The organism is Stenotrophomonas sp. GW821-FHT01H02A, assembly GCF_059422145.1.
On record NZ_JBWKWI010000003.1, the window covers coordinates 325,466 to 349,048 of the forward strand.

The 23,583-nt window shown below is 65.0% G+C and carries 19 protein-coding genes; 11 read left to right on the forward strand and 8 right to left on the reverse strand.

What is annotated here, in order from left to right:
* Nucleotides 1-33: 33 nt before the first annotated feature.
* The 4 genes from AC07WC_RS07035 to AC07WC_RS07050 form a co-directional block, all read right to left on the reverse strand.
* On the reverse strand, nucleotides 34-903 hold the full coding sequence (locus tag AC07WC_RS07035; protein WP_495209365.1) for a crotonase/enoyl-CoA hydratase family protein: 870 nt from the start codon (nucleotides 901-903) through the stop codon (nucleotides 34-36).
* Between the two features lie 158 nt (nucleotides 904-1,061).
* Nucleotides 1,062-2,738: a long-chain fatty acid--CoA ligase gene (locus tag AC07WC_RS07040; protein ID WP_495209366.1), complete on the reverse strand. Its 1,677-nt coding sequence runs from the start codon at nucleotides 2,736-2,738 to the stop codon at nucleotides 1,062-1,064.
* A 244-nt stretch (nucleotides 2,739-2,982) separates the two neighbouring features.
* Entirely contained in the window at nucleotides 2,983-5,739 is a 2,757-nt protein-coding gene (acnA, locus tag AC07WC_RS07045) for an aconitate hydratase AcnA (protein WP_495209367.1), read from the reverse strand.
* A 172-nt stretch (nucleotides 5,740-5,911) separates the two neighbouring features.
* Entirely contained in the window at nucleotides 5,912-6,814 is a 903-nt protein-coding gene (locus AC07WC_RS07050; protein WP_495209368.1) for a LysR family transcriptional regulator, read from the reverse strand.
* 108 nt (nucleotides 6,815-6,922) lie between these two features.
* Here AC07WC_RS07050 and AC07WC_RS07055 point away from each other — a divergent pair, with 108 nt between their 5' ends.
* The 11 genes from AC07WC_RS07055 to AC07WC_RS07105 all read left to right on the forward strand — a co-directional run bounded on the left by AC07WC_RS07055 (nucleotide 6,923) and on the right by AC07WC_RS07105 (nucleotide 18,232).
* Nucleotides 6,923-8,029 (forward strand): 4-oxalomesaconate tautomerase, encoded by a 1,107-nt coding sequence (locus AC07WC_RS07055; protein WP_495209369.1) that lies wholly within the window; start codon nucleotides 6,923-6,925, stop codon nucleotides 8,027-8,029.
* An 84-nt stretch (nucleotides 8,030-8,113) separates the two neighbouring features.
* Nucleotides 8,114-9,163, forward strand: coding sequence for an ABC transporter substrate-binding protein (locus tag AC07WC_RS07060; RefSeq protein ID WP_495209370.1), 1,050 nt, complete (start codon nucleotides 8,114-8,116; stop codon nucleotides 9,161-9,163).
* Between the two features lie 19 nt (nucleotides 9,164-9,182).
* Nucleotides 9,183-10,016, forward strand: coding sequence for an ABC transporter ATP-binding protein (locus tag AC07WC_RS07065; protein ID WP_495209371.1), 834 nt, complete (start codon nucleotides 9,183-9,185; stop codon nucleotides 10,014-10,016).
* Nucleotides 10,000-10,776, forward strand: coding sequence for an ABC transporter permease (locus AC07WC_RS07070; protein ID WP_495209372.1), 777 nt, complete (start codon nucleotides 10,000-10,002; stop codon nucleotides 10,774-10,776). Before AC07WC_RS07065 ends, AC07WC_RS07070 begins: the two co-directional genes overlap by 17 nt.
* Nucleotides 10,777-10,892: 116 nt before the next feature.
* Entirely contained in the window at nucleotides 10,893-12,305 is a 1,413-nt protein-coding gene (locus tag AC07WC_RS07075) for an OprO/OprP family phosphate-selective porin (protein ID WP_495209373.1), read from the forward strand.
* Between the two features lie 97 nt (nucleotides 12,306-12,402).
* Nucleotides 12,403-12,627, forward strand: a complete 225-nt coding sequence (locus tag AC07WC_RS07080) for an AbrB/MazE/SpoVT family DNA-binding domain-containing protein (RefSeq protein ID WP_121036708.1) — start codon at nucleotides 12,403-12,405, stop codon at nucleotides 12,625-12,627.
* Nucleotides 12,628-12,634: 7 nt separating this feature from the next.
* Nucleotides 12,635-13,033 (forward strand): type II toxin-antitoxin system VapC family toxin, encoded by a 399-nt coding sequence (locus AC07WC_RS07085; RefSeq protein ID WP_121036709.1) that lies wholly within the window; start codon nucleotides 12,635-12,637, stop codon nucleotides 13,031-13,033.
* A gap of 49 nt (nucleotides 13,034-13,082) precedes the next feature.
* Complete coding sequence (gene acnB, locus AC07WC_RS07090; RefSeq protein ID WP_495209374.1) at nucleotides 13,083-15,668, forward strand: bifunctional aconitate hydratase 2/2-methylisocitrate dehydratase; 2,586 nt, start codon at nucleotides 13,083-13,085, stop codon at nucleotides 15,666-15,668.
* Nucleotides 15,669-15,760: 92 nt separating this feature from the next.
* Nucleotides 15,761-16,417 carry a hypothetical protein gene (locus AC07WC_RS07095; protein ID WP_495209375.1) on the forward strand — a complete coding sequence of 219 codons (657 nt, stop codon included), beginning with the start codon at nucleotides 15,761-15,763 and terminating at the stop codon, nucleotides 16,415-16,417.
* Complete coding sequence (locus AC07WC_RS07100; protein WP_495209376.1) at nucleotides 16,398-17,207, forward strand: dCTP deaminase; 810 nt, start codon at nucleotides 16,398-16,400, stop codon at nucleotides 17,205-17,207. The genes AC07WC_RS07095 and AC07WC_RS07100 overlap by 20 nt, the downstream gene beginning before the upstream one ends.
* 11 nt (nucleotides 17,208-17,218) lie before the next feature.
* Nucleotides 17,219-18,232, forward strand: a complete 1,014-nt coding sequence (locus AC07WC_RS07105) for a thiamine-phosphate kinase (RefSeq protein ID WP_495209377.1) — start codon at nucleotides 17,219-17,221, stop codon at nucleotides 18,230-18,232.
* Nucleotides 18,233-18,615: 383 nt separating this feature from the next.
* Here the strand turns inward: AC07WC_RS07105 and AC07WC_RS07110 are convergent, their stop codons facing one another.
* From AC07WC_RS07110 to AC07WC_RS07125, 4 genes are read right to left on the reverse strand one after another with little or no spacing between them, the layout of a single operon-like run.
* Complete coding sequence (locus AC07WC_RS07110; protein WP_495209378.1) at nucleotides 18,616-19,686, reverse strand: protein-glutamate methylesterase/protein-glutamine glutaminase; 1,071 nt, start codon at nucleotides 19,684-19,686, stop codon at nucleotides 18,616-18,618.
* Nucleotides 19,683-20,279: a chemoreceptor glutamine deamidase CheD gene (cheD, locus tag AC07WC_RS07115; protein ID WP_495209379.1), complete on the reverse strand. Its 597-nt coding sequence runs from the start codon at nucleotides 20,277-20,279 to the stop codon at nucleotides 19,683-19,685. Before cheD ends, AC07WC_RS07110 begins: the two co-directional genes overlap by 4 nt.
* Nucleotides 20,276-21,136, reverse strand: a complete 861-nt coding sequence (locus tag AC07WC_RS07120; protein ID WP_495209380.1) for a CheR family methyltransferase — start codon at nucleotides 21,134-21,136, stop codon at nucleotides 20,276-20,278. The genes cheD and AC07WC_RS07120 overlap by 4 nt, the downstream gene beginning before the upstream one ends.
* Before the next feature lie 54 nt (nucleotides 21,137-21,190).
* A complete protein-coding gene (locus AC07WC_RS07125; protein WP_495209381.1) occupies nucleotides 21,191-23,443 on the reverse strand; it encodes a methyl-accepting chemotaxis protein in 2,253 nt (750 codons plus the stop codon).
* Nucleotides 23,444-23,583: the final 140 nt, after the last annotated feature.

The window sequence follows — 23,583 nt, forward strand, 5'->3', positions numbered from 1 at the left end:
GCCGGGCTTGAACAACACAGGGGAGGGCGTGACTCAGGCGACGTCGAGGGTGGCGCGGCGGGTCTGGGCCTTGATCAGGCGATCCATGGTGCGCAGCGACTTGTCGCCCAGCGCAAGCGCGGAGTCCACCCAGACCTTGGTGATTTCCAGCAGTTCGTCATAGCGCACGGCCTGGGCCAGGTTGCGCGCGGCGTTCATCGCCAGGTACGAATGCGGAATGCGCTGGTGCTGGCGGATCAGGTCTTCCACGGCCTTGACGCCCTGGCCCTTGGGCACGAGCACGTCGACCACGCCCATGGCATGCATTTCTTCAGCGGTGTACACGCGGCCGTCGAGGATGATCTTCTCGGCCAGCTGCGGGGCCACGCGCTTGCACAGGAACGAATAGGCGCCCATGCCCGGGAACAGGCCGAACAGCACTTCCGGCAGGCCCATGCCACAGCCTTCTTCGGCCACGATGGTGTGGCAGGCCAGCGCCATCTCCAGGCCGCCGCCCAGCGCATCGCCCTGGATCAGCGCGATCGAGCGGACGTCGCCGCCGAACCCGGTATGCAGGTGGTGCACGCCTTCCACGCACCGCTGTGCATAGGTCAGCAGGCGGTCGCGGTTGCCCTCGCGGATCAGGCGGGTGAACAGGTCCAGATCGCCGCCCAGGTTGTACGCATTCGCATCGGAGGCGAGCACGAAATGGCGCAGCTTGCCGCTGTTGCGTTCGGCCGGGCTGCGGGTGATGGCGCTCATGAAGTTCCACATTTCATCGAGCATGTCCTTGCGGCAGCACGGGCGGATGCCGCTGGCGGCGTCGGCATGCATGAACAGCCAATGGGCATCGTCGTTGCCCGTGGTCTCGGTGCGGATGGTGGCGTAGCGGTGGTTGACGGGCAGCTTTTCAATGGTGCTCATGGCGATTTCCTCGGAGGCTGGCCCGCTGGGAGGACGGTGGGCGGCGGGCCTGACGGGTCCACTCGCCGCGATCCTACACCCCCGGCATCCCACGCAATGCAAAAGGCCCCTGCCGTTGCCGGCAGGGGCCCTGTGAGGATGCAGCCGTTGGGGAACCGTTACGGCGCCGGGGCGTCACGCAGTTCGCGGCGCAGGATCTTGCCGACGTTGGTCTTCGGCAGTTCCTTGCGGAACTCCACGATCCGCGGGTGCTTGTAGCCGGTCAGGTTGGCACGGGCGTGCTCCTTGACCATCTCGGCGGTGAGGTTGGGGTCCTTCTTGACGATGACCACCTTGACCACTTCACCGGACTTCTCGTCAGGCACGCCGACCGCCGCGACTTCGAGCACGCCGGGCATCATCGCGATGACATCCTCGACCTCGTTCGGGTACACGTTGAAGCCGGACACCAGGATCATGTCCTTCTTGCGGTCCACGATGTAGAAGAAACCCTGCTCATCCATCCGCGCCATGTCGCCGGTATGCAGCCAGCCGTCGGCATCGACGGCCTGGGCGGTGTCTTCGGGACGCTGCCAGTAGCCCTTCATCACCTGCGGGCCCTTGATGCACAGCTCGCCCACTTCGCCAGCGGCCAGCGTCTTGCCGGCATCATCCTTCACGCAGGCATCGGTGGACGGGATCGGCAGGCCGATCGCGCCGTTGTACTCGGCCAGGTCCAGCGGATTGATGCAGGCGGCCGGCGAGGTCTCGGTCAGGCCATAGGCCTCGACCAGGGTCACGCCGGTGACCTTCTTCCAGCGTTCGGCAACAGCGCGCTGCACCGCCATGCCGCCACCGAGGGTGACCTTCAGCGAGGAGAAATCGACCTCGTCGAAGCCGGGGGTGTTGAGCAGGCCATTGAACAGCGTGTTGACGCCGGTGATCGCGGTGAATCGGGTCGCCTTGAGCTCCTTGACGAAGCCCTTCATGTCGCGCGGGTTGGTGATCAGGTAGTTGCAGCCACCGAACTTCATGAAGACCAGGCCGTTCGCCGTCAACGCGAAGATGTGGTAAAGCGGCAGGGCGGTGATGATCACCTCCTTGCCCATCTCGATCCCCGAGGCGGAGATCCAGGCCGAGGCCTGCTGCATGTTGGCGACCAGGTTGCGGTTGGTCAGCATCGCGCCCTTGGCCACGCCGGTGGTGCCGCCGGTGTACTGCAGGAAGGCGACATCATCGTGGTCGATCTCGACCTTGGGCAGGGTGTGGCGGCTGCCCAGCTTCAGCGCCTGGTTGAAGCGGATCGCGCCGCGCAGGCTGTAGTTGGGCACCATCTTCTTGATGTACTTCAGCACGAAGTTCACCACGATGCCCTTGGCGCCGAGCATGTCGCCCAGGCCGGTGGTCACCACCTGCTTGATCGGGGTGTCGGCAATGACCTGCTGCACGGTGTCGCAGAAGTTGTCGACCACCACCAGCACGGCGGCGCCGGAGTCCACCAGCTGGTGCTTGAGCTCACGGGCGGTGTACAGCGGGTTGACGTTGACCACGGTCAGGCCGGCACGCAGCACGCCGAAGGTCGCGACGGGGTACTGCAGGCAGTTGGGCATCATCAGGGCGACGCGGTCGCCCTTCTTGAGCTGCAGCTCACCGAGCAGGTAGGCCGCGAACTGCTCGACCAGGGCGTCCGTTTCACCGTAGGTGAGGACCTTGCCGAAGCTGGAGTAGGCGGGGCGGTCGCGGAACTTCGCCACCGAGGTATCGAACACGGCGGAGACCGAATGGAACTCGTTGACGTCGATCTCGGCGGGTACGCCTTTGGGATAGCTCTGCAGCCAGGGTCGTTCCAGACTCATATTCCCCCTCCAGGAAACGTGGATGATGTAAAGCGATGACGGAGAGTATCCGTCGTTTCATGCCCCGGCAGCATACCGTCCCGAATGGAAAACGCGAAGGGCCGGTGAAGAAAGGCGGCGGAGGGGCGCCAGGACGGGTTGTCTGCGACATGCGCGGTCGATGCCCACGACCAGCGGTCGTGGGCATTGCGGTGGGTCGCGACCGCAGGGACGGGCGGCCGCCGCCGGAAACGCGGCGGTCGGCTTACTTCTTGCCCGCGAGCTGGCGCAGCACGTACTGCAGCAGGCCGCCGTGCTTGAAGTACTCCACTTCCTTCGGGGTCAGCAGCATGACGTGGGCCTCGAAGGTCTTCTTCGTGCCATCGGCCTTGGTCGCGGTCAGGGTGGCCGACTTGCTGGCGCCATCCTCCAGCCCGGTGACGTCGATTACTTCCGACCCGTCCAGGCCCAGGCTCTGCGCGTTGTCGCCGTTCTTGAACTGCAGCGGCAGCACGCCCATGCCCACCAGGTTGGAGCGGTGGATGCGCTCGAAGCTCTCGGCGATGACTGCCTTGACGCCCAGCAGGTTGGTGCCCTTGGCCGCCCAGTCGCGGGAGGAACCGGTGCCGTATTCCTTGCCGGCGAACACCACCAGCGGGACGCCTTCGGCCTTGTACTTCATGGCCGCGTCGTAGATCGCCAGCTTCTGCGGCTCGCCACCGTCGTGCGGGAAGTACAGGGTGTTGCCGCCTTCCTCGCCGCCGAACATCAGGTTCTTGATCCGGATGTTGGCGAAGGTGCCGCGGACCATGACGTCATCGTTGCCGCGGCGGCTGCCGTAGCTGTTGAAGTCGGCCGGCTGCACGCCACGCTCCTGCAGGAACCGGCCTGCCGGGGAGTCCTTCTTGATGTTGCCGGCCGGGGAGATGTGGTCGGTGGTGATCGAATCGCCGAACAGGCCCATCACGCGCGCGCCGTGCACGTCCGCGATGTGGCCGACGTCCATCGTCATGCCCTCGAAGTAGGGCGGGTTCTTGATGTAGGTCGAGCTGCCGTCCCATTCGTAGCGGTCGCCGTCGGGCGACTTGATGGTGTTCCAGCGGGTATCGCCCTTGAACACGTCGGCGTAGTTCTGCTTGAACATCTCCGGCCCGATGGTCGCGGCGATCACGTCGCCGATTTCCTTGTTGCTCGGCCAGATATCGCGCAGGTACACCGGCTGGCCATCACTGCCCATGCCCAGCGGCTCGGTGGTCAGGTCGATGTCGGTGGTGCCGGCGATGGCATAGGCGACGACCAGCGGCGGGCTGGCCAGGTAGTTCATCTTGACTTCCGGGTGTACGCGGCCTTCGAAGTTGCGGTTGCCCGACAGCACCGAGGCCACCACCAGGTCACCGGCGGCGATGCCGGCGCTCACTTCGGTCGGCAGCGGGCCGGAGTTGCCGATGCAGGTGGTGCAGCCGTAGCCGACCACGTAGAAGCCGATCTTCTCCAGCTCGGTCAGGACGCCGGCCTTCTCCAGGTAATCGGTGACCACGCGCGAGCCCGGGCCGAGCGAGGTCTTGACCCACGGCTTGCGGTCCAGGCCCTTGGCCGCTGCGTTGCGGGCGAGCAGGCCGGCACCGATCATCACCGCCGGATTGGAGGTGTTGGTGCACGACGTGATCGCGGCGATGACCACGGCGCCATCCTTCAGTCGGACCTTCTGGCCATCCAGTTCGACGTCGCTGTAGCCCTTGGCCAGCTGTTCGTTGCCGACCGCCGCGCCGCCGCCCTCGTTGACGAACTTGGCGACGTCATCGTTGCGCTTGTCGCGGTTGGTGGTCAGGCCGACCAGGTTGTCGCGGTAGTTCTGCTTGACGTCTTCCAGCAGCACGCGGTCCTGCGGGCGCTTCGGGCCGGCCAGCGACGGCTTGACCTCGCCCATGTCCAGTTCCAGCGTGGCGCTGTAGCTGGCATGCGCGGTGTTGGCGTCGTGCCACAGGCCCTGGGCCTTGGCATACGCCTCCACCAGCGCGATCTGCTCCTCGCTGCGGCCGGACAGGCGCAGGTAGGTCAGTGATTCCTCGTCGATCGGGAAGATGCCGCAGGTAGCGCCGTACTCGGGCGCCATGTTGCCGATCGTCGCACGGTCGGCCAGCGGCAGGTGCTGCAGGCCCTCGCCGAAGAACTCCACGAACTTGCCGACCACGCCGTGCTTGCGCAGCATCTGGGTGACGGTCAGCACCAGGTCGGTGGCGGTGGCACCTTCGGGCATGCGGCCGGTCAGCTTCAAGCCGACCACCTGTGGGATCAGCATCGAGGACGGCTGGCCGAGCATGGCCGCCTCCGCTTCGATGCCGCCCACGCCCCAGCCCAGCACGCCGATGCCGTTGATCATGGTGGTGTGGCTGTCGGTGCCGAACACGGTGTCCGGATACGCGACGGCCGTGCCGTCCTTGTCCGCGGTCATGACGACGCGGGCCAGGTTCTCCAGGTTCACCTGGTGGACGATGCCGGTGTTGGGCGGCACCACCTTGAAGTTGTCGAAGGCCTTCTGGCCCCAGCGCAGGAAGCCATAGCGTTCCTGATTACGCTGGAATTCGATCTTGCCGTTGAGGTCCAGTGCATCGGGCGTACCGAACACATCGACCTGCACCGAGTGATCGATCACCAGCTCGGAGGGGATCTGCGGGTTGATCTGCTCCGGGCGACCGCCGAGCTTGACCACCGCATCGCGCATCGCGGCCAGATCGACCACGCAGGGTACGCCGGTGAAATCCTGCAGGACCACGCGCGCCGGCATGAAGGCGATCTCGATGTCCGGCTCGGCCTTGGGGTCCCATTGGGCGACCGCCTGGATGTGGTCCTTGCCGACGGTGACCCCGCCATCCTCGTGCCGGAGCAGGTTCTCCAGCAGGATCTTCATCGAGTACGGCAGGTGGGAAATGTCGAACGTCTGTCCGAGCTTGGGCAGGCTGAAGTAGTCGTAGGTGGTGCCGCCGACGTCCAGCTGGCTGCGGGTGGAGAACGAATCGCTCATTGCAGATGACTCCTTTGCTGATGGCTTGCAACGGCTGCGCCGGAACGCGCCTGCTGCGGCTGCCGTCGGGCTCGCTGCGCCCGCCGATCCCTCGCAGTATGCGACAGCGGCGGAGGCGTGCCAGCCCTTGGGCTCAGGACGCAAGGTTACACGGGCATGTGTAGTGCCGATGTCACGGCTGGGCGCGCCACTGGCTCATCAGCATCTGCAGGAAGCGTTCGGCGCTGGGCGAGAGCAGGGCGCCGCGGCGTCGCACGATGCCAATGGTGCGCGAGACCACCGGGTTGCCGATCGGGCGGGTCACCAGGGTCGGGTGCTCGCCGTCGGGCGTGGCCATCTTCGGCAACACCGACACGCCGATGCCGGCCTCCACCATGCCCAGCGAGGTGGACAGGTGGGTCACTTCGTAGTGCCAGCTCAGCTTGAGGTTCTCGCGCGCCAAGGCACCATCGAGCAGGGTGCGGTTGCCGCTGGTGCGGTGCACGGTGATCAGCTGATGCCGGGCGAGGTCGGCCCATTCGACCTTCTTCTTCTTCGCCAGCGGATGGTCGCGGCGGCAGGCGAGCACGAACGGGTCTTCGGCCAGGACATCGAAATCCAGATTGGGATCGTTGGCACCCATGAAGTTGATCCCGAACTCGACTTCGCCACGTTCGACCGCCTGCAGGCCTTCCGTGGCCGGGATGTCCAGGATGCGGAAGCGCACGTTCGGGAACGCCTCGTGGAAGCGGGCCATGACACTGGGCAGGAAGTAGAACGCGGCGGTGGGCAGGCAGGCGATGGTGACCTGGGCACCCCGGGTGTCGTCCTGGCCCCGCACCGAGAACAGCGAACCGTCGAACTCTTCCAGCATGCGCCGCACCAGGGGCAGCAGGTTTTCGCCGACCGCGGTGGTGGACACACTGCGCGTCGTGCGCTCCAGCAGCGGCGCCCCGACCGCCTGCTCGAGCTTCTGGATCCGACGGCTGAGCGCCGGCTGGGACACGTGCAGCGCTTCGGCCGCCCGATGGAAACTGCGTGTCTCGGCGATCAGGAGGAACGCGCGCAGATCAAGAATTTCGCAATTGATGCTCATGGGGTATCAATCATCCAAAAAAGAGCAATTCACAGATTAATTGTGCTCATGCCAGTATCGGATCACAGAAGTTCATTGATCTGACGGGCGCATCAATCTAGCACACGTATGACCAACGATCTCACCAGCATTCCCTGCGTCCTGATGCGCGGCGGCACCTCCAAAGGGCCGTTCTTCCTCGCCTCGGACCTGCCTGCCGATACGGCCCGGCGTGACCGCCTGCTGCTGGAGGTCATGGGCTCCGGGCATCCGCTGCAGATCGATGGCATCGGCGGTGGCAACGCACTGACCAGCAAGGTGGCCATCATCGATCGTGCCAGCCGGCCGGACGCGGATGTCGACTATCTGTTCGCCCAGGTCAAGGTCGAACAGCGCGTGGTGGACACCTCGCCCAACTGCGGCAACATGCTGGCGGCCGTGGGCCCGTACGCGATCGAAAAGGGTCTGGTGGCGGCGCGCCACCCGCGCACCGAGGTGCGCATCCACAACGTCAACACCGGCAAGATCATCCTGGCCACGGTGGAAACGCCGGGCGGGCAGGTGGTGTACCGGGGGGAGACGCGCATCGCCGGCGCACCGGGCAGTGCCGCGCCCGTGCGACTGTCGTTCCTGGATGCGGCGGGTGCGCGCACCGGTCGACTGCTGCCCACCGGCAATGCACAGGATGAGATCCAGGGCATCGCGGTGAGCCTGATCGACTGCGCGATGCCGATGGTGCTGATGCGGGCAGGTGACCTGGGCCTGCGCGGCAACGAGAGTCCGTCCGAACTGAATACGAACGGCGCGCTGCTGGCACGGATCGAAGCGATCCGCATCGAGGCCGGCGCACGCATGGGCATCGCCGATGCCGGCGACAAGGTGATTCCCAAACCCGTGCTGCTGTCCGCGCCGGAACACGGCGGCGATCTGCAGGTCCGCTACTTCATGCCCCACCACTGCCATACGGCCCTGGCGATCACCGGCGGTGTCGGCATCGCGACCGCGGCCGCGACGCAAGGCACCCTGGCCAACACTTTCGTCGGGTGTGTGGACCTGCCGGTGGGGATTACCCTCGAACATCCGAGCGGTGCCCTGGATGTGGGCTTGAGCCGCAGCTCGGAGAACGCGCCGGTGGTGGCCAGCGTGGTCCGTACCGCCCGCCGTCTGTTCGAGGGCCGCGTGTTCGCGACCTCGCCCCTGGCCACCGACGCAACCCGATGGACGTCCGCGGCATGACCTGACTCGTCGGGAGGGTGCGCCGTGCTGGTGTGCCCTCCGGACCCCTGAAAGCAACAACGCACCACAATCCTGGGAGGGATGATGTACAAGCAGATGTTCAAGGCCGCGCTGGTCGCGGCAACGCTGGCGCTCGTCGCGTGCGGCAAAGGTGATGCCGAAGGCGGTGCCGGCGCGGACAACGCACCGGTCCGCATCAGCGTCGGCTCCTACAACCTCAACAACCTGCCGTTCTTCATCGCCGATGCGAACGGCTACTTCGACCAGGTCGGGTTGAAGGTGCAGACCGAGAACTTCGCCCAGGGTGGCTCGAAGGTCCTGCAGGCACTGGTGGCCAATTCCACCGATGTGGCGGTGGGCTTCTACGACCACACCATCCAGATGCAGGCCAAGCACAAGGAGGTGGTCGGTTTCGTGCTGCTGTCGCGCAACTCCGGGCTGGTGATGGCCGGGCGCGAGCAGGGCAGCTTCGATCCGGCACGGCCGGAGACGATCAAGGGCCAGAAGGTCGGCATCACCGCACCGGGCTCCTCATCGGACTTCTTCGTACGCCATTTCCTCGCCCAGCACGACATCCCGGTGGACAGCATCGCGCTGATCGGGGTGGGTTCGGGTGCGGCCGCGGTAGCCGCGCTGGAGCAGGGCAAGATCGATCTGCTGGTCAACTACGATCCGGCGGCGACCCTGATCACCGAGCGCAAGGTCGGGCGCATCATCCTCGACGCCCGCAGCGATGAGGGCGCACGCCAGGTCTACGGCGGCCTGTACCCGACGTCGGTGATGTATGCCAACCAGAGCTTCCTGGACAAGCGTCCGGAAGCTGCAACCAAGATCGCCCAGGCCCAGCAGATGGCGCTGCGCTTCATCGCCGACAACACCGCCGAAGACATCGTCGCCGCGCTGCCGGATGCTTACATCTCCGGTGACCGCAAGACCTACGCGCGTGCGGTGGAGAACGCGCGCGCCATCTTCACCACCGACGGCCGCTTCGTTCCCGCCGATCTGGAAACGCCGCTGGCGGTGCTGCGCGAGTTCAACAAGGACGTTGCCGGGACCGAGATCGATCTGTCCAGGACCTATACCAACGCCTTCGTCGAGCGCGCCAGTGCGGCGACCCCGGCGGCCCAACCGTAACCCACAAGGGAGACTCCCCATGGCACTCAATGCCACCGTGCGTCAGTTCAATGGCGCGCCGCAGCTGGAGCCTGCGCAGACCATGGTCAGCATCAACCGCATGACCATGTCCTTCGGCGACTTCACCGCCGTCCGCGATGTCGAGATCCAGGTCGGCGACGGCGAGTTCCTCGCCATCGTCGGGCCCACCGGCTGCGGCAAGAGCACCATCCTCAATTCCGTGGCGGGCCTGCTCAAGCCCTCGGCCGGCGAGATCGCCATCGATGGCAGGCCGGTCGTCGGCGTGCAGGAGTCGGTCGGCTACCTGTTCCAGCAGGACGCGCTGCTGCCGTGGAAGACGGCGTACCAGAACGTCGAGCTCGGCCTGCGCTTCCGCGGCGTTGCCGACGCCGAACGCAAGCAGAAGGTCACCGCCTGGCTGGCGAAAGTGGGCCTGACCGGGTTCGAGCACCGCTATCCGCACCAGCTCTCCGGCGGCCAGCGCAAGCGCGTGCAGATGGCCCAGGCGCTGATCGTGGAGCCCAAGGTGATCCTGATGGACGAGCCGTTCTCGGCGCTGGACATCCATACCCGCCACCTGATGCAGAACGAACTGCTGCGCCTGTGGCAGGAGGATCGCCGCTCGGTGATCCTGATCACCCACGACCTGGAAGAGGCCATCGCGCTCGGCGACCGCGTGGTGGTGCTGTCCTCCGGCCCGGCCGCACGGGTCGTGCGCAGTTTCGACGTCGATCTTGAGCGGCCGCGCAACGTTGCCGAAATCAAGCTGGACCAACGTTTCACCGACCTGTACCGCGATATCTGGGCCTGCCTGCGCGGCGAAGTGGAGAAGAGCTATGCACGCCAGGACTGACCGTTTCATCCAGATCGCGCTGGTCGTCACCGTCTTCGGTGGCTGGCAGGCCGGCACCACGCTGGGCATCATCGACCCGTTCTTCTTCCCGGCCCCGCTGGACATCTGCCGGCAGATGTACACCTGGCTGGCGGATACCTCGTTCTATCAGCATGTCTACATCACCTTGACCGAAACCGCGCTGGGCTATCTGATCGGCACCGCGCTGGGCGTGGCCGGCGGCGTGTGGCTTGGCCTGAGCCGGCGTTCGGCGCGCATCCTGGATCCCTTCATCAAGGGCTTCAACGCGATTCCGCGCGTGGTGCTGGCCCCGATCTTCGTGCTGTGGCTGGGCCTGGGGCTGTGGTCGAAGGTGGCGCTGGCGGTCACGCTGGTGTTCTTCACTACCTTCTTCAACGCGATGCAGGGCGTACGCGAAGTGAACCCGGTGGTGCTGGCCAACGCCCGGATCCTCGGCGCCGGCCGCAGTGATCTGCTGCGCCACGTGTACTTCCCGGCGGCCGCGAGCTGGATCCTGTCCTCGCTGCGTACCTCGGTCGGGTTTGCCGTGGTGGGCGCCATCATCGGTGAGTATCTGGGCGCTTCGGCAGGGCTGGGCTATCTGATCGCGCAGGCCGAGGGCAACTTCAACGCAGTCGGCGTGTTCGCCGGCATCATCATCCTGGCCGCCTTCGTGCTGGTCATCGATGCGCTGCTCGACGTGGTCGAGAACCGCCTCATCACCTGGCGCCCGAACGCCCAGCAGTCGGCCACCAGCTGACCGATCGCCCCGCGGCGCCGCCATCCTGGCCGGCGCCGCGGCTGCGACCTCCCCCTTTTTCCGTACCACTGCAAACGGGCCAGCACCGGCCAGCGCCGGTTGGCCGGAGAGACCTCATGCATACGTCCCATGTGCTGCCCCGCGCAGCGCTGCCGGTGGCGCTTGGCCTGCTGTTGGCCAGCGGCCATGCCGGCGCCCAGTCGACCACCGCCCCTGCGCCGCTGAGCCAGGCCGAACTCAGCCGACTGGTGCAGCAGCAGGCGCTGCAGATCCAGCAGCTCGAGGCGCGGTTGCACGCCCTCGAAGACAGTCCTGCACCAGCCGCGACGCCTGCACTGGAGCAGCGCGTCGCCGCGGTGGAAACGGCGCAGTCCACGTCCCCCAGGGTGTCCTGGTCCAAGGGGGCACCGGAGTTCAGCAGCGCCGATGGCGAGACGACCTTCCGCCCGCGTGGCCGTCTGTTCGTGGACCAGTCCAGTACCTCCGGTTCGAACCATGGTTCGCGCAATCTGTCCGGTACCGAGATCCGCTCGGTGCGCCTGGGCGCCGAGGGGCGTCATGGCGTGCTGGGCTACGTGGTCGAAGGTGATTTCGCCGACAACGCGGTGGCATGGAAATCGGTGTATGCCAGCGTGGATCACACGCTGTTCGGCCAGGCCGCCGACCTGACCATCGGCAACCGCCTCAATGATCGCGGCCTGGACGGTTCCAGCAGCACCTCCAATACGCCGTTCCAGGACCGCAACGTGGTTGGCACGCTGATGCTGCCGCAGCGCGGGCTGTTCGGGGTCGGCCTGACCGAGCGGGTGTACGGCAAGCGCTGGCACGCCAGCGTTTCCGTGGCCGGCAACGATCTCAACAACAGCGGCAGCGACAACGACAGCCTGACCTGGGCCACGCGCGTGCACTGGAACCCGCTGCTGGGCAGGAACGCCACCGTGCATCTGGCTGGCTGGGCGTTCCATGAGGAGATATCCGCCGGCGCATCCGGCGTGCTGCGTTCGTCCGCCATCAGCGGCCATTTCAATGATGAGATCAAGATCGCGCCGGGCACGCTGCCCGGGGCCGAGCGCAGCAATGCATGGGGGCTGGAAGCCGCGGGCTTCTTCGGGCCGTTCTGGACCAGCGGCGAATGGGGCACGCGGAAGCTGCGGGGGGTGGACGCGCAGGGCCGCTACGATCTCGACCATGCGGCGTGGGCGGTCGGGGCAGGGTGGTTTGTGTCCGGCGCGCGGCCGTCGTACTCGGCCAAGGCCGGCACCTGGGGCAAGGTCAAGGTCGCCGAGCCGGTCACCGCCGGCGGGCATGGCGCCTTCGAACTGAAGGCGCGCTACGAGGATGTCGATTACGCGGACCTGCCCACCGGCGGCACCGGCCGGGCCTGGACGGTCGGCGGCAACTGGTACCTGAACGACTACAGCCGGGTCATGCTGGACGTGGTCCGTTGGCGGACCGACAACCGCAGTGGCGCTTACATCGGCCCTGACCAGGGCACGACCTTCAACACGCGGCTGCAGCTGGTGTTCTGAACACCGGCCACGGCGGGCTTGACCCGGGGCACCCGGGATGCTGGCGGTATGCCCTCGCAGGTATGTATAATTCGTACATACCGAAGAGGGCCTACCCATGGAAGCCACTGTTGCTGAACGCGGACAGATCACGCTGCCCAAGGCCGTGCGCGACGCCCTGGGGCTGACCAAGGGCACCCAGCTGACCGTGGAGCTGGAAGGCGGCCGGATCATCCTGCGCAAGAGCGTGGATGATGCGATCTCGCGCGCCCGCGGCAAATTCGCACTGGACGGCTTCGAGTCGTCCGAGGCCGCCGTGAAGGCTGTCCGTGACGAAGAGTGAGCCTGCCATGATCGCCGTCGATTCGCCGGTGCTGATCGAACTGCTCAGCAACGGCCCGCAGGCCGATGCCGTGGAGGCCTGCCTGCGCCAGAGCCTGGTCGGCGGGCGCGTGGTGGTCTGCGGCGCGACCCTGGCCGAGCTGTGCGCCTCGCTGCGCGGCGGTGCCGAAGTGCTCGAAGCACTGGAGGAAATGGGGGTCCATTTCAACGCGCTGGAGGCCAAATCGGCCCTGCGCGCCGGCGAGATGCAGCGTCGCCACCGACAGCGTGGGCAAGGCCGACGCAGCCTGGACGACTTCATGGTGGGGGCCCATGCACTGCTGCAGTGCGATGGCCTGATCACCTGGAACGACACGTTTTACCGCGACTACTTCAAGGGCCTGAAGCTGATCGTGCCGCACGCCTGAGCCCATACTTTTAAACCGCATTCTTTCAAAGAATCACCCGGGAGTTGTCATGTTGGAAGCCTACCGCCACCACGTAGCCGAGCGCGCCGCGCTTGGCATCCCGCCGCTGCCGCTGAGCGCCCAGCAGACGGCCGACGTCATCGAGCTGCTGAAGAACCCGCCCGCCGGCGAAGCCGAGTTCCTGCTGGAACTGCTGACCCACCGCGTGCCGGCCGGCGTCGATGACGCTGCCAAGGTCAAGGCTTCGTACCTGGCCGCGATCGCACTGGGCAGCGAAGTCGATCCGCTGATCACGCGCGAGCGCGCCACCGAACTGCTGGGCACCATGCTCGGCGGTTACAACGTCGCCCCGCTGGTGCAGCTGCTGGACGACGCCACCGTCGGCGCGATCGCCGCCGATGCGCTGAAGAACACCTTGCTGGTGTTCGATGCCTTCCACGATGTGCAGGAAAAGGCCAAGGCCGGCAACGCCAACGCCCAGGGCGTGCTGCAGAGCTGGGCCGATGCGGAATGGTTCACCAGCCGTCCGCAGGTGCCGGAAAGCCTGACCATCACCGTGCTCAAGGTGACCGGCGAAACCAACACCGACGACCTCTCGCCGGCCCCGGACGCCACCACCCGCCCGGACATTCCGCTGCACGCCCTGGCGATGCTGAAGAACAAGCGTGATGGCATCGAGCCGGAAGAAGACGGCAAGCGCGGCCCGGTCAAGTTCATCGAATCGCTGAAGGACAAGGGTCACCTGGTGGCCTACGTGGGCGACGTGGTCGGTACCGGTTCCAGCCGCAAGTCGGCCACCAACTCGGTGCTGTGGTTCACCGGCGAAGATATTCCGTTCATTCCGAACAAGCGCTTCGGCGGCGTGTGCCTGGGTTCGAAGATCGCGCCGATCTTCTACAACACCATGGAAGACGCCGGCGCACTGCCGATCGAACTCGACGTGTCGCAGATGAACATGGGCGATGTGATCGAGCTGCGTCCGTACGATGGCAAGGCCCTCAAGGACGGTGCGGTCATCGCCGAATTCAAGGTCAAGTCCGACGTGCTGTTCGACGAAGTGCGCGCCGGTGGCCGCATTCCGCTGATCATCGGCCGTGGCCTGACCGCCAAGGCGCGTGAGGCGCTGGGCCTGGCCCCGACCGATCTGTTCCGCCTGCCGATGGACCCGCCGGATACCGGCAAGGGCTTCTCGCTGGCGCAGAAGATGGTCGGCCGCGCCTGTGGCCTGCCGGAAGGCAAGGGCATGCGCCCGGGCACCTACTGCGAACCGAAGATGACCTCGGTCGGCTCGCAGGACACTACCGGCCCGATGACCCGTGACGAGCTGAAGGACCTGGCCTGCCTGGGCTTCTCGGCGGACCTGGTGATGCAGTCGTTCTGCCACACCGCGGCCTACCCGAAGCCGGTGGACGTCAAGACCCACCACACCCTGCCGGAGTTCATCTCCACCCGTGGCGGCATCTCGCTGCGTCCGGGCGATGGCGTGATCCACAGCTGGCTCAACCGCATGCTGCTGCCCGACACCGTCGGCACCGGCGGCGACTCGCACACCCGTTTCCCGGTGGGCATTTCATTCCCGGCCGGCTCGGGCCTGGTGGCCTTCGCGGCCGCCACCGGCGTGATGCCGCTGGACATGCCCGAATCGGTGCTGGTCCGCTTCAAGGGCAAGATGCAGCCGGGCGTGACCCTGCGTGACCTGGTCAACGCGATCCCGCTGTATGCGATCAAGTCCGGTCTGCTGACCGTGGCCAAGGCCGGCAAGAAGAACATCTTCTCCGGTCGCATCCTGGAAATCGAAGGGCTGCCGGACCTGAAGGTCGAGCAGGCGTTCGAACTGTCCGATGCCTCGGCCGAACGTTCGGCGGCCGGTTGCTCGGTGCATCTGAACAAGGAGCCGATCATCGAGTACCTCACCAGCAACATCACGCTGCTGAAGTGGATGATCGCCGAGGGTTACCAGGACGCCCGTTCGCTGGCGCGCCGCATCGAGAAGATGGAAGCGTGGCTGGCCAACCCGGAGCTGCTGGAGCCGGATGCCGATGCCGAGTACGCCGCCGTCATCGAGATCGACCTGGCCGACATCCACGAGCCGATCGTGGCCTGCCCGAACGATCCGGACGACGTCAAGACGCTGTCGGACGTGGCCGGTGCGGCGATCGACGAAGTGTTCATCGGTTCGTGCATGACCAACATCGGTCACTTCCGTGCAGCCGCCAAGCTGCTCGAAGGCAAGCGCGACATCCCGACCAAGCTGTGGGTGGCCCCGCCGACCAAGATGGACGCCTCGGAGCTGACCAAGGAAGGCCATTACGGCACCTTCGGCACCGCCGGCGCCCGCATGGAAATGCCGGGCTGCTCGCTGTGCATGGGCAACCAGGCGCAGGTGCGTGAGGGCGCGACGGTGTTCTCGACCTCGACCCGCAACTTCCCGAACCGTCTGGGCCGCAACTCCAACGTGTACCTGGGCTCGGCCGAACTGGCCGCGATCTGCTCGCGCCTGGGTCGGATCCCGACCAAGGAAGAGTACATGGCCGACATCGGCGTGCTGGATGCCAGCAGCAAGGACATCTACCGCTACATGAACTTCGACCAGATCGAGGACTATCAGGACGTGGCCGGTACGGTTGCTGCCTGACGCGATTTGCTGATGTAGTGATGTAGGATGATTGGGGCCCGGCATAAGCCGGGCCCGTTTTCTGATGCTCTCGGCGATGGTGGAGACCTTCCATGGAACCGCGTTACGAAGAATGGAAGCGAGATTCGGCCTGCCGCTTGCCCTCAACGAGGTCTATTTATTTCCTTCTTAAGGAATTGAGCGGCTGCCCGGACTCAATGTCAGTTCTCGCGGCAAAATCATACTGGCATCCGTTGGGATTTTTGAAAGTTATCTTGCCGTTCGATTCTGACAGTGAAGTCTTGAGGTTGCACTATTGGCCAGGAGGAAGCGTGGTTGCTGAGGATATTCACTCGCACCGCTCGCATTTCACCTCTCGGGTGCTGAGTGGAATCATTTCAAGTGATTCGTATGAGTTGACAGAAGGTGAGGCGTTTTCCTTGGTCGCATACGAGTACGGCTCTGATGGCGATGTAAGAGCTACTCGAATTGGTTCGACGGGGGCCTGTCGATTGGAATCAAACACGTATTGCGCTGGGCAGTCATACTTTGCCAAAGCATTTGATCTACACCGAGTGTCGGTTTCGGCGGAAGGAGCCGTTACCATCTCACTTTGGCATCCGGGTTCGGTGACGGCGCTGGTACTCAAGCCTGGCAGCCCGTCGATAGACGAGTGTTGCATGAGGGGAGGGTGTTCAGTGGAGCAGCTGAAGGCGGCGTTGGCGGACATCTTTCTGAGGATTGAGTCAGGTGATAATTGGGCGAGATGAAATTGTTCGGCTGGCATCGAGTGGCGCTCGATTAATTTCACCTTTCAACAAGGAAAATGTTCGGCGCAGCTCATATGATTTGACGGTAGGAGATGAATATTACTCCGGGTGTAATGGCCAGGGAGGTGCGGTTTCGGCTAAGCGTTTGGGCATGGGGCATTCTTTAGTTATCCCTCCTCACGGCCTGTGTTTCGTGCTTTCGTCCGAGGCTATTCACCTGCCGCTCGATCTCACTGCGAAAGTTTCGCTCCGGATGTTTCACGTGTATGACGGATTGGTCCTTACTGCTCAGCCGCCATTCGACCCAGGCTATAAAGGTCGAGTGATTGTGATGATTCATAATCTCTCTTCGAGTGAAAAAAGTCTCAAGCGCGGCGAGCGATTGGCGACTATCGAATTCACGAAGGTTTGTGGATTGGCATTTGGCTCGGTTGGCGAGCCAACTAGCACGGCACATCGGAGCGTATCTGGAATCGCTGAGCAATTGAGAACACCTGTTCGAAGTGGCTTGAATCAGCTGGCAGCTCGAGCTGTCTCGGTGGAAAAAAAGGTGACTGATTTACAAAGGTTCGGAATGGTCTTCGTAGCTTTATTGCTGGCCACTGCAGCGATACCGCCATTGGCGACATACGGACTGATGGAATCAAAGATGAATGATCTTCGATCTAAGCTTGAGCGTCTTGAGAAGGAGGTTGAGGCAGGTAAACTGTCTAAAGTATCCGAATTAATTGGTGGGGATGGCGCTGAGAATCGCCAGCGGTTGAACACTCTTTTTGGGTATTTGGCGTGATTGGGTCAACGATGAAAGACCTGGGTGAGAAGGGGTTTATTAGCTCTTTGCTTCCTTTGCTCCATGAGTCAGTCGGGTTTATGAATGGGTTTGGTCACGATGTAAGTGTCATCGATCTTGGTTTTAGTGACTATGTAGCATTCAAAATTGACCGTGCGCCAAAGCCGGTACTTCTTGCGCTCGGAGTTTTGGATTATTCGGTTTGGGGGAGATTGGCTGCCGTAGCAAACATCAGTGACTTGATTGCTGGTGGGGCCGAGCCTCATGCGGTCATGATATCGCTCGTCCTTCCGCCGGGATTTTCCGCGGATGATGCTCGAAATATCGTGCTCGGATGCCGAGATGCGTGTGAGGAGCATGGAGTGCGATTTGTGGGTGGGGATACAAAAGAGGGAGATGCGCCTCAGGTTGTGGGGGCTGCAATCGGGCGCGTATCTAAGGATCACTACTGGTCGAGGAAGAAGGCAGCTCCCGGGGATCGGCTCTACGTAACAGGTAGACTCGGGGGTGCAGCAGCAGCGATGTCTGCATTGACCGATGGCTCTCTTCCGCGCAGTGAACAGCTGATAGATATTCTAAAGTTCCCACGGGCGGATGTTCAGCTGGCATCAGAGTTGCGCGAGGCTCAGCAGGTTTTCGCCGCATGTGACTTGAGCGATGGGTTGGCTGACGCTATCGCGATTTTTTGTGATGATTCTGTCGGAATAGTTGTTGACGCCGATCTCTTCCCGCTTCACCCGGTGGCCGTTGAATATGGAGTCGTCAATCAGCGCGATCCTTGGCCACTAGCTTTCACAGTGGGTGACTGGGGCCTGGCTCTGGTCGTCAAAGAGGCGAATCTTGTATCGTTTGAAGAAGAGTTTTGTAGGAGCAGAAGGGTCGTACATGTTGGAACTTTCACGGCTGAAGCCGATAGGTTGCTGCGACTCGGCGATCGTCTAGATGTGTTGCCTGCGATTAGAAATGAACATTTCCGTCAGCGCCTTGAGGACGGAATCAAGTACCTTGATTTATTCAATCGTTGATTTCGGATTATTGAGCGATGTGAGTAGTTCTGACGCGGTTTTTCAGTGTCCTGAACAGAATGGCTACTTGCCGGTTGGTGGCGCGGGCACGGTTGTGGGCTGAGCGGGCGCCCAGATTCTTGCGAGTCAAGCAGGCGGCGTGCGCCGGTAGGGGAAGACCGGCCGCGCGATCAGCGCCGGGGTGGCTCCTGGCGAACTGCCTCTTTCTGCTCGAACCATGCCTTGGTCATACCGATCAGCGGTATTGCCAGTCGTTCGGGAAGACTTGGATGGGGCGGGCCGCGGCAGTGCTGAGCCCGGCTGTACAAGGTGCTATTAGCGTGCTCAGGCCATCCGGGTGTTGTGGGACTCAGGCGCGTGCCAACGCCATCGCAGTGCAGGCGCTAGCTGCGCGCCAACGCCATCAACCGCTCGGCGATCCGCTCCAGCGGCACCATTTCCTCCGCCGCGCCGATCCTCACCGCGCTGCCCGGCATGCCCCAGACCACGCTGGTGGCTTCATCCTGCACCAGGGTCGGGGCGCCGGCGTTGCGCAGATCCAGCAGACCGCGCGCGCCATCGTCGCCCATGCCGGTCAGGATCGCGCCGATGGCGTTTGCTCCGGCGCTCTCGGCCACGGACCGGAACAGCACATCGACCGCCGGCTTGTGGCGGTTGATCGGCGGGCCATCGTCGATCCGGCAGCGCCAGCGGGCACCATCGCGGATCACGCGAAGGTGCTTGCCGCCCGGCGGCAGGTAGGCATGCCCGGGCAGCACGGCTTCACCGTCACTGGCTTCGCGTACCGACATCGCCGAATGGCGGTCCAGGCGCTCGGCGAACGGCGTGCTGAACTGTGCCGGCAGGTGCTGGGTCATCACCACCGCCGGGGCGTCGGCGGGCAGGCCTTCCAACACCACGCGCAGGGCTTCGGTGCCCCCGGCCGAGGCGCCGATGGCGATCAGGCGGTCGGTGGTGCGGAACTGGATGGAGCGTGGGGTGGGCGTGGTGGCAACCGCACCCAGCGTGATCCGCGGCGGATTGGGCCGGGCCAGGGTGCGCACGCGCGAGCGCGCAGCCATCTTGACCTTGGCGATGATCTCGTCGGCATAGCCCTGCAGGCCACGGGCGACATCCAGTTTCGGCTTGGAGACGAAGTCCACCGCGCCCAGTGCCAGCGCCTGCAGGGTGGTATCCGCGCCGCGTTCGGTCAGCGAGGAAATCATCACCACCGGTAGGGGATGCAGGCGCATCAGGTTTTCCAGGAAGGCCAGCCCGTCCATGCGCGGCATTTCCACGTCCAGCGTGATCACGTCCGGGGCCAGGCGCTTGATCTTCTCGCGCGCCAGCAGCGGATCGGCAGCGGTGCCGACCACTTCGATGCCGGGATCGCTGGCGAGGATCTCGCTGAGCATCTGGCGCACGACCGCTGAGTCGTCGACGATCAGGACTTTGCAAGGCACACCGTGGGTCATTCGAACAGCTCCACGCCACCGGTGACCGGGGCCTTGGACAGGCGGGCGCGCACTGCGGACTCGGTCGCCGCGACTTCCGCTTCATGGGCGTGCGGCAGGCGCTGCACCACGACGCGGCCGGTATCGGCGAAGAACCACACCTTGCGCGGATGAATCCCGCACAGGTCCTCGGCGATGATCGGGATGTGCTCGGCCTGCAGGTACTGGCGCACGAACTCGGCGTTGCGGGTGCCGACCGGATTGCTGGTGAAGCCCTTGAGCACGTTGGCCCCGCCGAACACCTTGGCTTCCAGGCGCTTGCGGTGGGCGCCGCGCTTGAGCAGGTCGTTGATCAGCAGTTCCATGGCGTAACTGCCGTAACGCGCGGGCGCGCCATCACCGATGTTGCCCTCGGGCAGCAGGAAGTGGTTCATGCCGCCGATCTTGAGCACCGGGTCGCGAAGGCAGGCGGCCACGCAGGAGCCCAGCGTGGTGGTCAGTGCGGTGTTGTCGTCCACGGCCAGGTACTGGGTCGGCAGCAGCTTGGCCGCGGTCACCTGGAAGCGGCTGTCGAAGTAGCGCATCACGTCGTCGTTGCGGATCGGCAGGCTCATGCCGGCGCTCCCGGCGCGCGTTTGTACAGCGTGCGGCCGCAGGGCTGGATCAGGTCGGCGGCGTGCAGGTAGTTCTCCGAGTGGCCGGTGTAGAGCAGGCCGTCATCGCCCATGTGCTGGATCAGCCGCGAGAGGATGCCGCGCTGGGTGGGTTTGTCGAAATAGATCATGACGTTGCGGCAGAACAGGGCATCGAACGGGCCGCCGACGTCGTAGCGGTTGGCGAGCAGGTTGAGCGGGCGGTAGTCGATCAGGTCGCGCAGTGCCGGATTGACCCGGCAATGGCCCTCATTGGGGCCGGTGCCGCGCTGGAAGTAGCGCTTGCGGAGGGCCGGGTCCAGCCCGGCCACGCGGTCGATCGCATAGACACCCCGGCTGGCGGTGGCCAGTACCTGGGTGTCCACGTCGGTGGCCAGGATGCGCACCGGCGGCTTCAGCGTACCGAAGGTTTCGCACGCCGTGATCGCCATGGAGTAGGGCTCCTCCCCGGTGGACGCCGCGCACGACCACAGCTGCAGGGTGCCCTGGCCAGCGCGCAGGCGCAGTTCCTCGGCCAGCTTCTCGAAGTGGTGCGGCTCGCGGAAGAAGGCGGTGAGGTTGGTGGTCAGCGCATTGGTGAAGGCCTGCCATTCGTCGCCGCCGTGCGCTTCGAGCTGGTCCAGGTACTCGCTGAAACTGCGCATGCCCAACGCACGCAGGCGGCGCGACAGGCGGCCGTAGACCATGTCGCGCTTGGCCGGCGCCAGTGAAATGCCGACACGCTGGTAGATCAGCTCGCAGACGCGGCGGAAATCACGGTCGGCGAACTCGAATTCGCGGGCGTTCGGTGAAGCGGCGTTGGCGGGGGGCGTGGACACGGGCGGACTCGCAGGGGAAGGAGGTGCGGGCGATCGGGTGATCGCCCTGGAAACTCAGAACGTTTGCCAGTTGCCGTCATCGGCCGGGGTGCTGCGCACGGCGCGCACCGGCGTGGCACCGGACGGGGCCGTGGCTGCCGGGCGGCTGGCGCGGCGCATCGGCGGCATCTCGGCGACCGCGCGGGCGGTCACCGCGCTGACCGCCTGCGCCACCTGGTTGTCGAGGCGGAAGATCGCCACGGCATCGGCCAACTGGGTGGCCTGTTCTTCCATCGCACGGGCGGCAGCGGTGGCTTCTTCCACCAGCGCGGCGTTCTGCTGGGTGGTCTCGTCCATCTGCACCACCGTCTGGTTGACCTGGTCGATGCCGGCGGACTGTTCCTGCGAGGCGGCGGAGATCTCGGCCATGATGTCGGTCACGCGCTGCACCGACGCAACGATTTCGCCCATGGTGGCGCCGGCCTGGTTGACCAGCTGCGAGCCCTCGGCGACCTTGCCGACGGAGTCGTCGATCAGCCCCTTGATCTCCTTGGCCGCGCCGGCCGAACGCTGGGCCAGGGTGCGCACTTCCGAGGCAACCACCGCGAAACCACGGCCCTGCTCACCGGCACGGGCGGCTTCGACCGCGGCGTTCAGCGCCAGGATGTTGGTCTGGAACGCGATGCCGTCGATCACGGTGATGATGTCGGCGATGCGGCGCGAGGAGGCGTCGATCTCGTGCATGGTGCTGACCACGCGACCCACCACCTCACCGCCCTGCGAAGCAACGCTGTGCGCGCCGATGGCGAGCTGGTTGGCCTGGCGGGCGTGTTCGGCGTTCTGGCGCACGGTGGAAGTCAGTTCCTCCATCGAGGCCGCGGTCTCTTCCAGGTTGGCGGCCTGCTGCTCGGTGCGGCGCGACAGGTCGTTGTTGCCCGAGGCGATCTCGCCGGCCGCGGTGCTGATGCTGGAGGAGGCCTGCTGGATGCGGCCGACGATCTGGGTCAGCTGGGCGACGGTGGTGTTGGCATCGTCACGCATCGAGGCGAACACGCCGTGGAACTCGCCCTGCATGCGGGCGGTCAGGTCGCCGTTGGCGATCGACTGCAGCAGGTGCGAGAGCTGGGACAGGTTGCCATCGGCGACCTGCATCATCGTGTTGAGGTTCTCGATCATGACCCGGAAGTCGTGGTCGAAGCGCATCGCGTCGCCACGCTGGGTGAAGTCGCCGGCCGCGGCGGCCTGGGCCAGCGACTGGATCTGGGTGTTGATCGCCAGCAGGCTGGCCTTGGCCGCGTCCATCGATTCGTGCAGGATCGCGCGGGTGCCGGGCAGGCGGCGGGCATTCGGCGAGAGGTCGCCGGCGGCGTACTGGTTCAGGACGTTGATCGCGTCCTTGATCGAGTCCAGATGCTCGAAGATCACCGTATTGATGCCGACGGCCAGCTGCCCGTACACGCCCGGGAAGTCTTCCGGAATGCGGTGGCTGATGTCCGGGCCGGCATGCATTTCCACCATCTGCTGGGTCTGCTCGGAGAAGCGACGCAGCATCACGGTCATGTCGCGTGTGGCGGCCAGCATCTTGCCGGCTTCGTCCTGGCTGGTGGCCTGGATGTTCACCGACAGGTCACCGCGGGCGACCGACTGGATGGCGTGCACGGCCTGGCCCAGCGGGCGGGTGATGGCGCGCGAAATCACCACGCCCATCACCGCGGCCAGCAGCGACAGCAGCACGATGCAGCCGATGATGGCGTAGATGCTGTTCTGGTGGGTGGCGTTGGCGCTCTCGATGCGGCTGGCCATCAGGCCGTTGCTGAACTCACCGAGCTCCTTGAGCGCGGCGAACAGGGCGCGGCGTGCCGGGCGCGACTGCTCATCGGAGATCTGCTGGGCGGTGACGCCATCACCGGCGGCGATGGCGTCCTTGATCAGGCCGTTGGCCTTGAAGTAGTCCGCGGTGCGCGCGGCGACCACGTCATACAGTTGACGTTCCCTGGCGCCGGCCGGCAGCGCCGCGTAGGCGGCCAGTTCGGCGTTGACGACCTTGCCGGTATCGGCCATGCGCTTGTCGTAGTCGGCAACCGCGTCGGGTTTGTCGAGCACGGTCAGCTGGGCCATCTCGTAGGTGCGGAATTCGCCGAGCTGCGCGCGCACTTCGCCCAGATGCTGCACCGACGGGATGTCGTTGGTGCTCATCGCACGCAGCTGTGCGTTGGCCTCGCCCAGGCGGACCAGCGCGAAGCTGCCCAGGGCGAGTGTCATCAACGTCGTGAGGGTGAAGCCTACCGCCAGCTTGCGGGCGATGGGCAGGTTGTGGAACCACTTCATGGTGGAAACTCCGGGCAGGGCAGTGGCGCACAGCCGTGGGGTGCTGGGCGGAATCAGCGGGGTGGGAGGAGGGGTGCGGCGCGACGGTTGCCGTGGTCGCTACTTCGGATAGCGGCGTCGGGCACGCGCAACTTGATAGC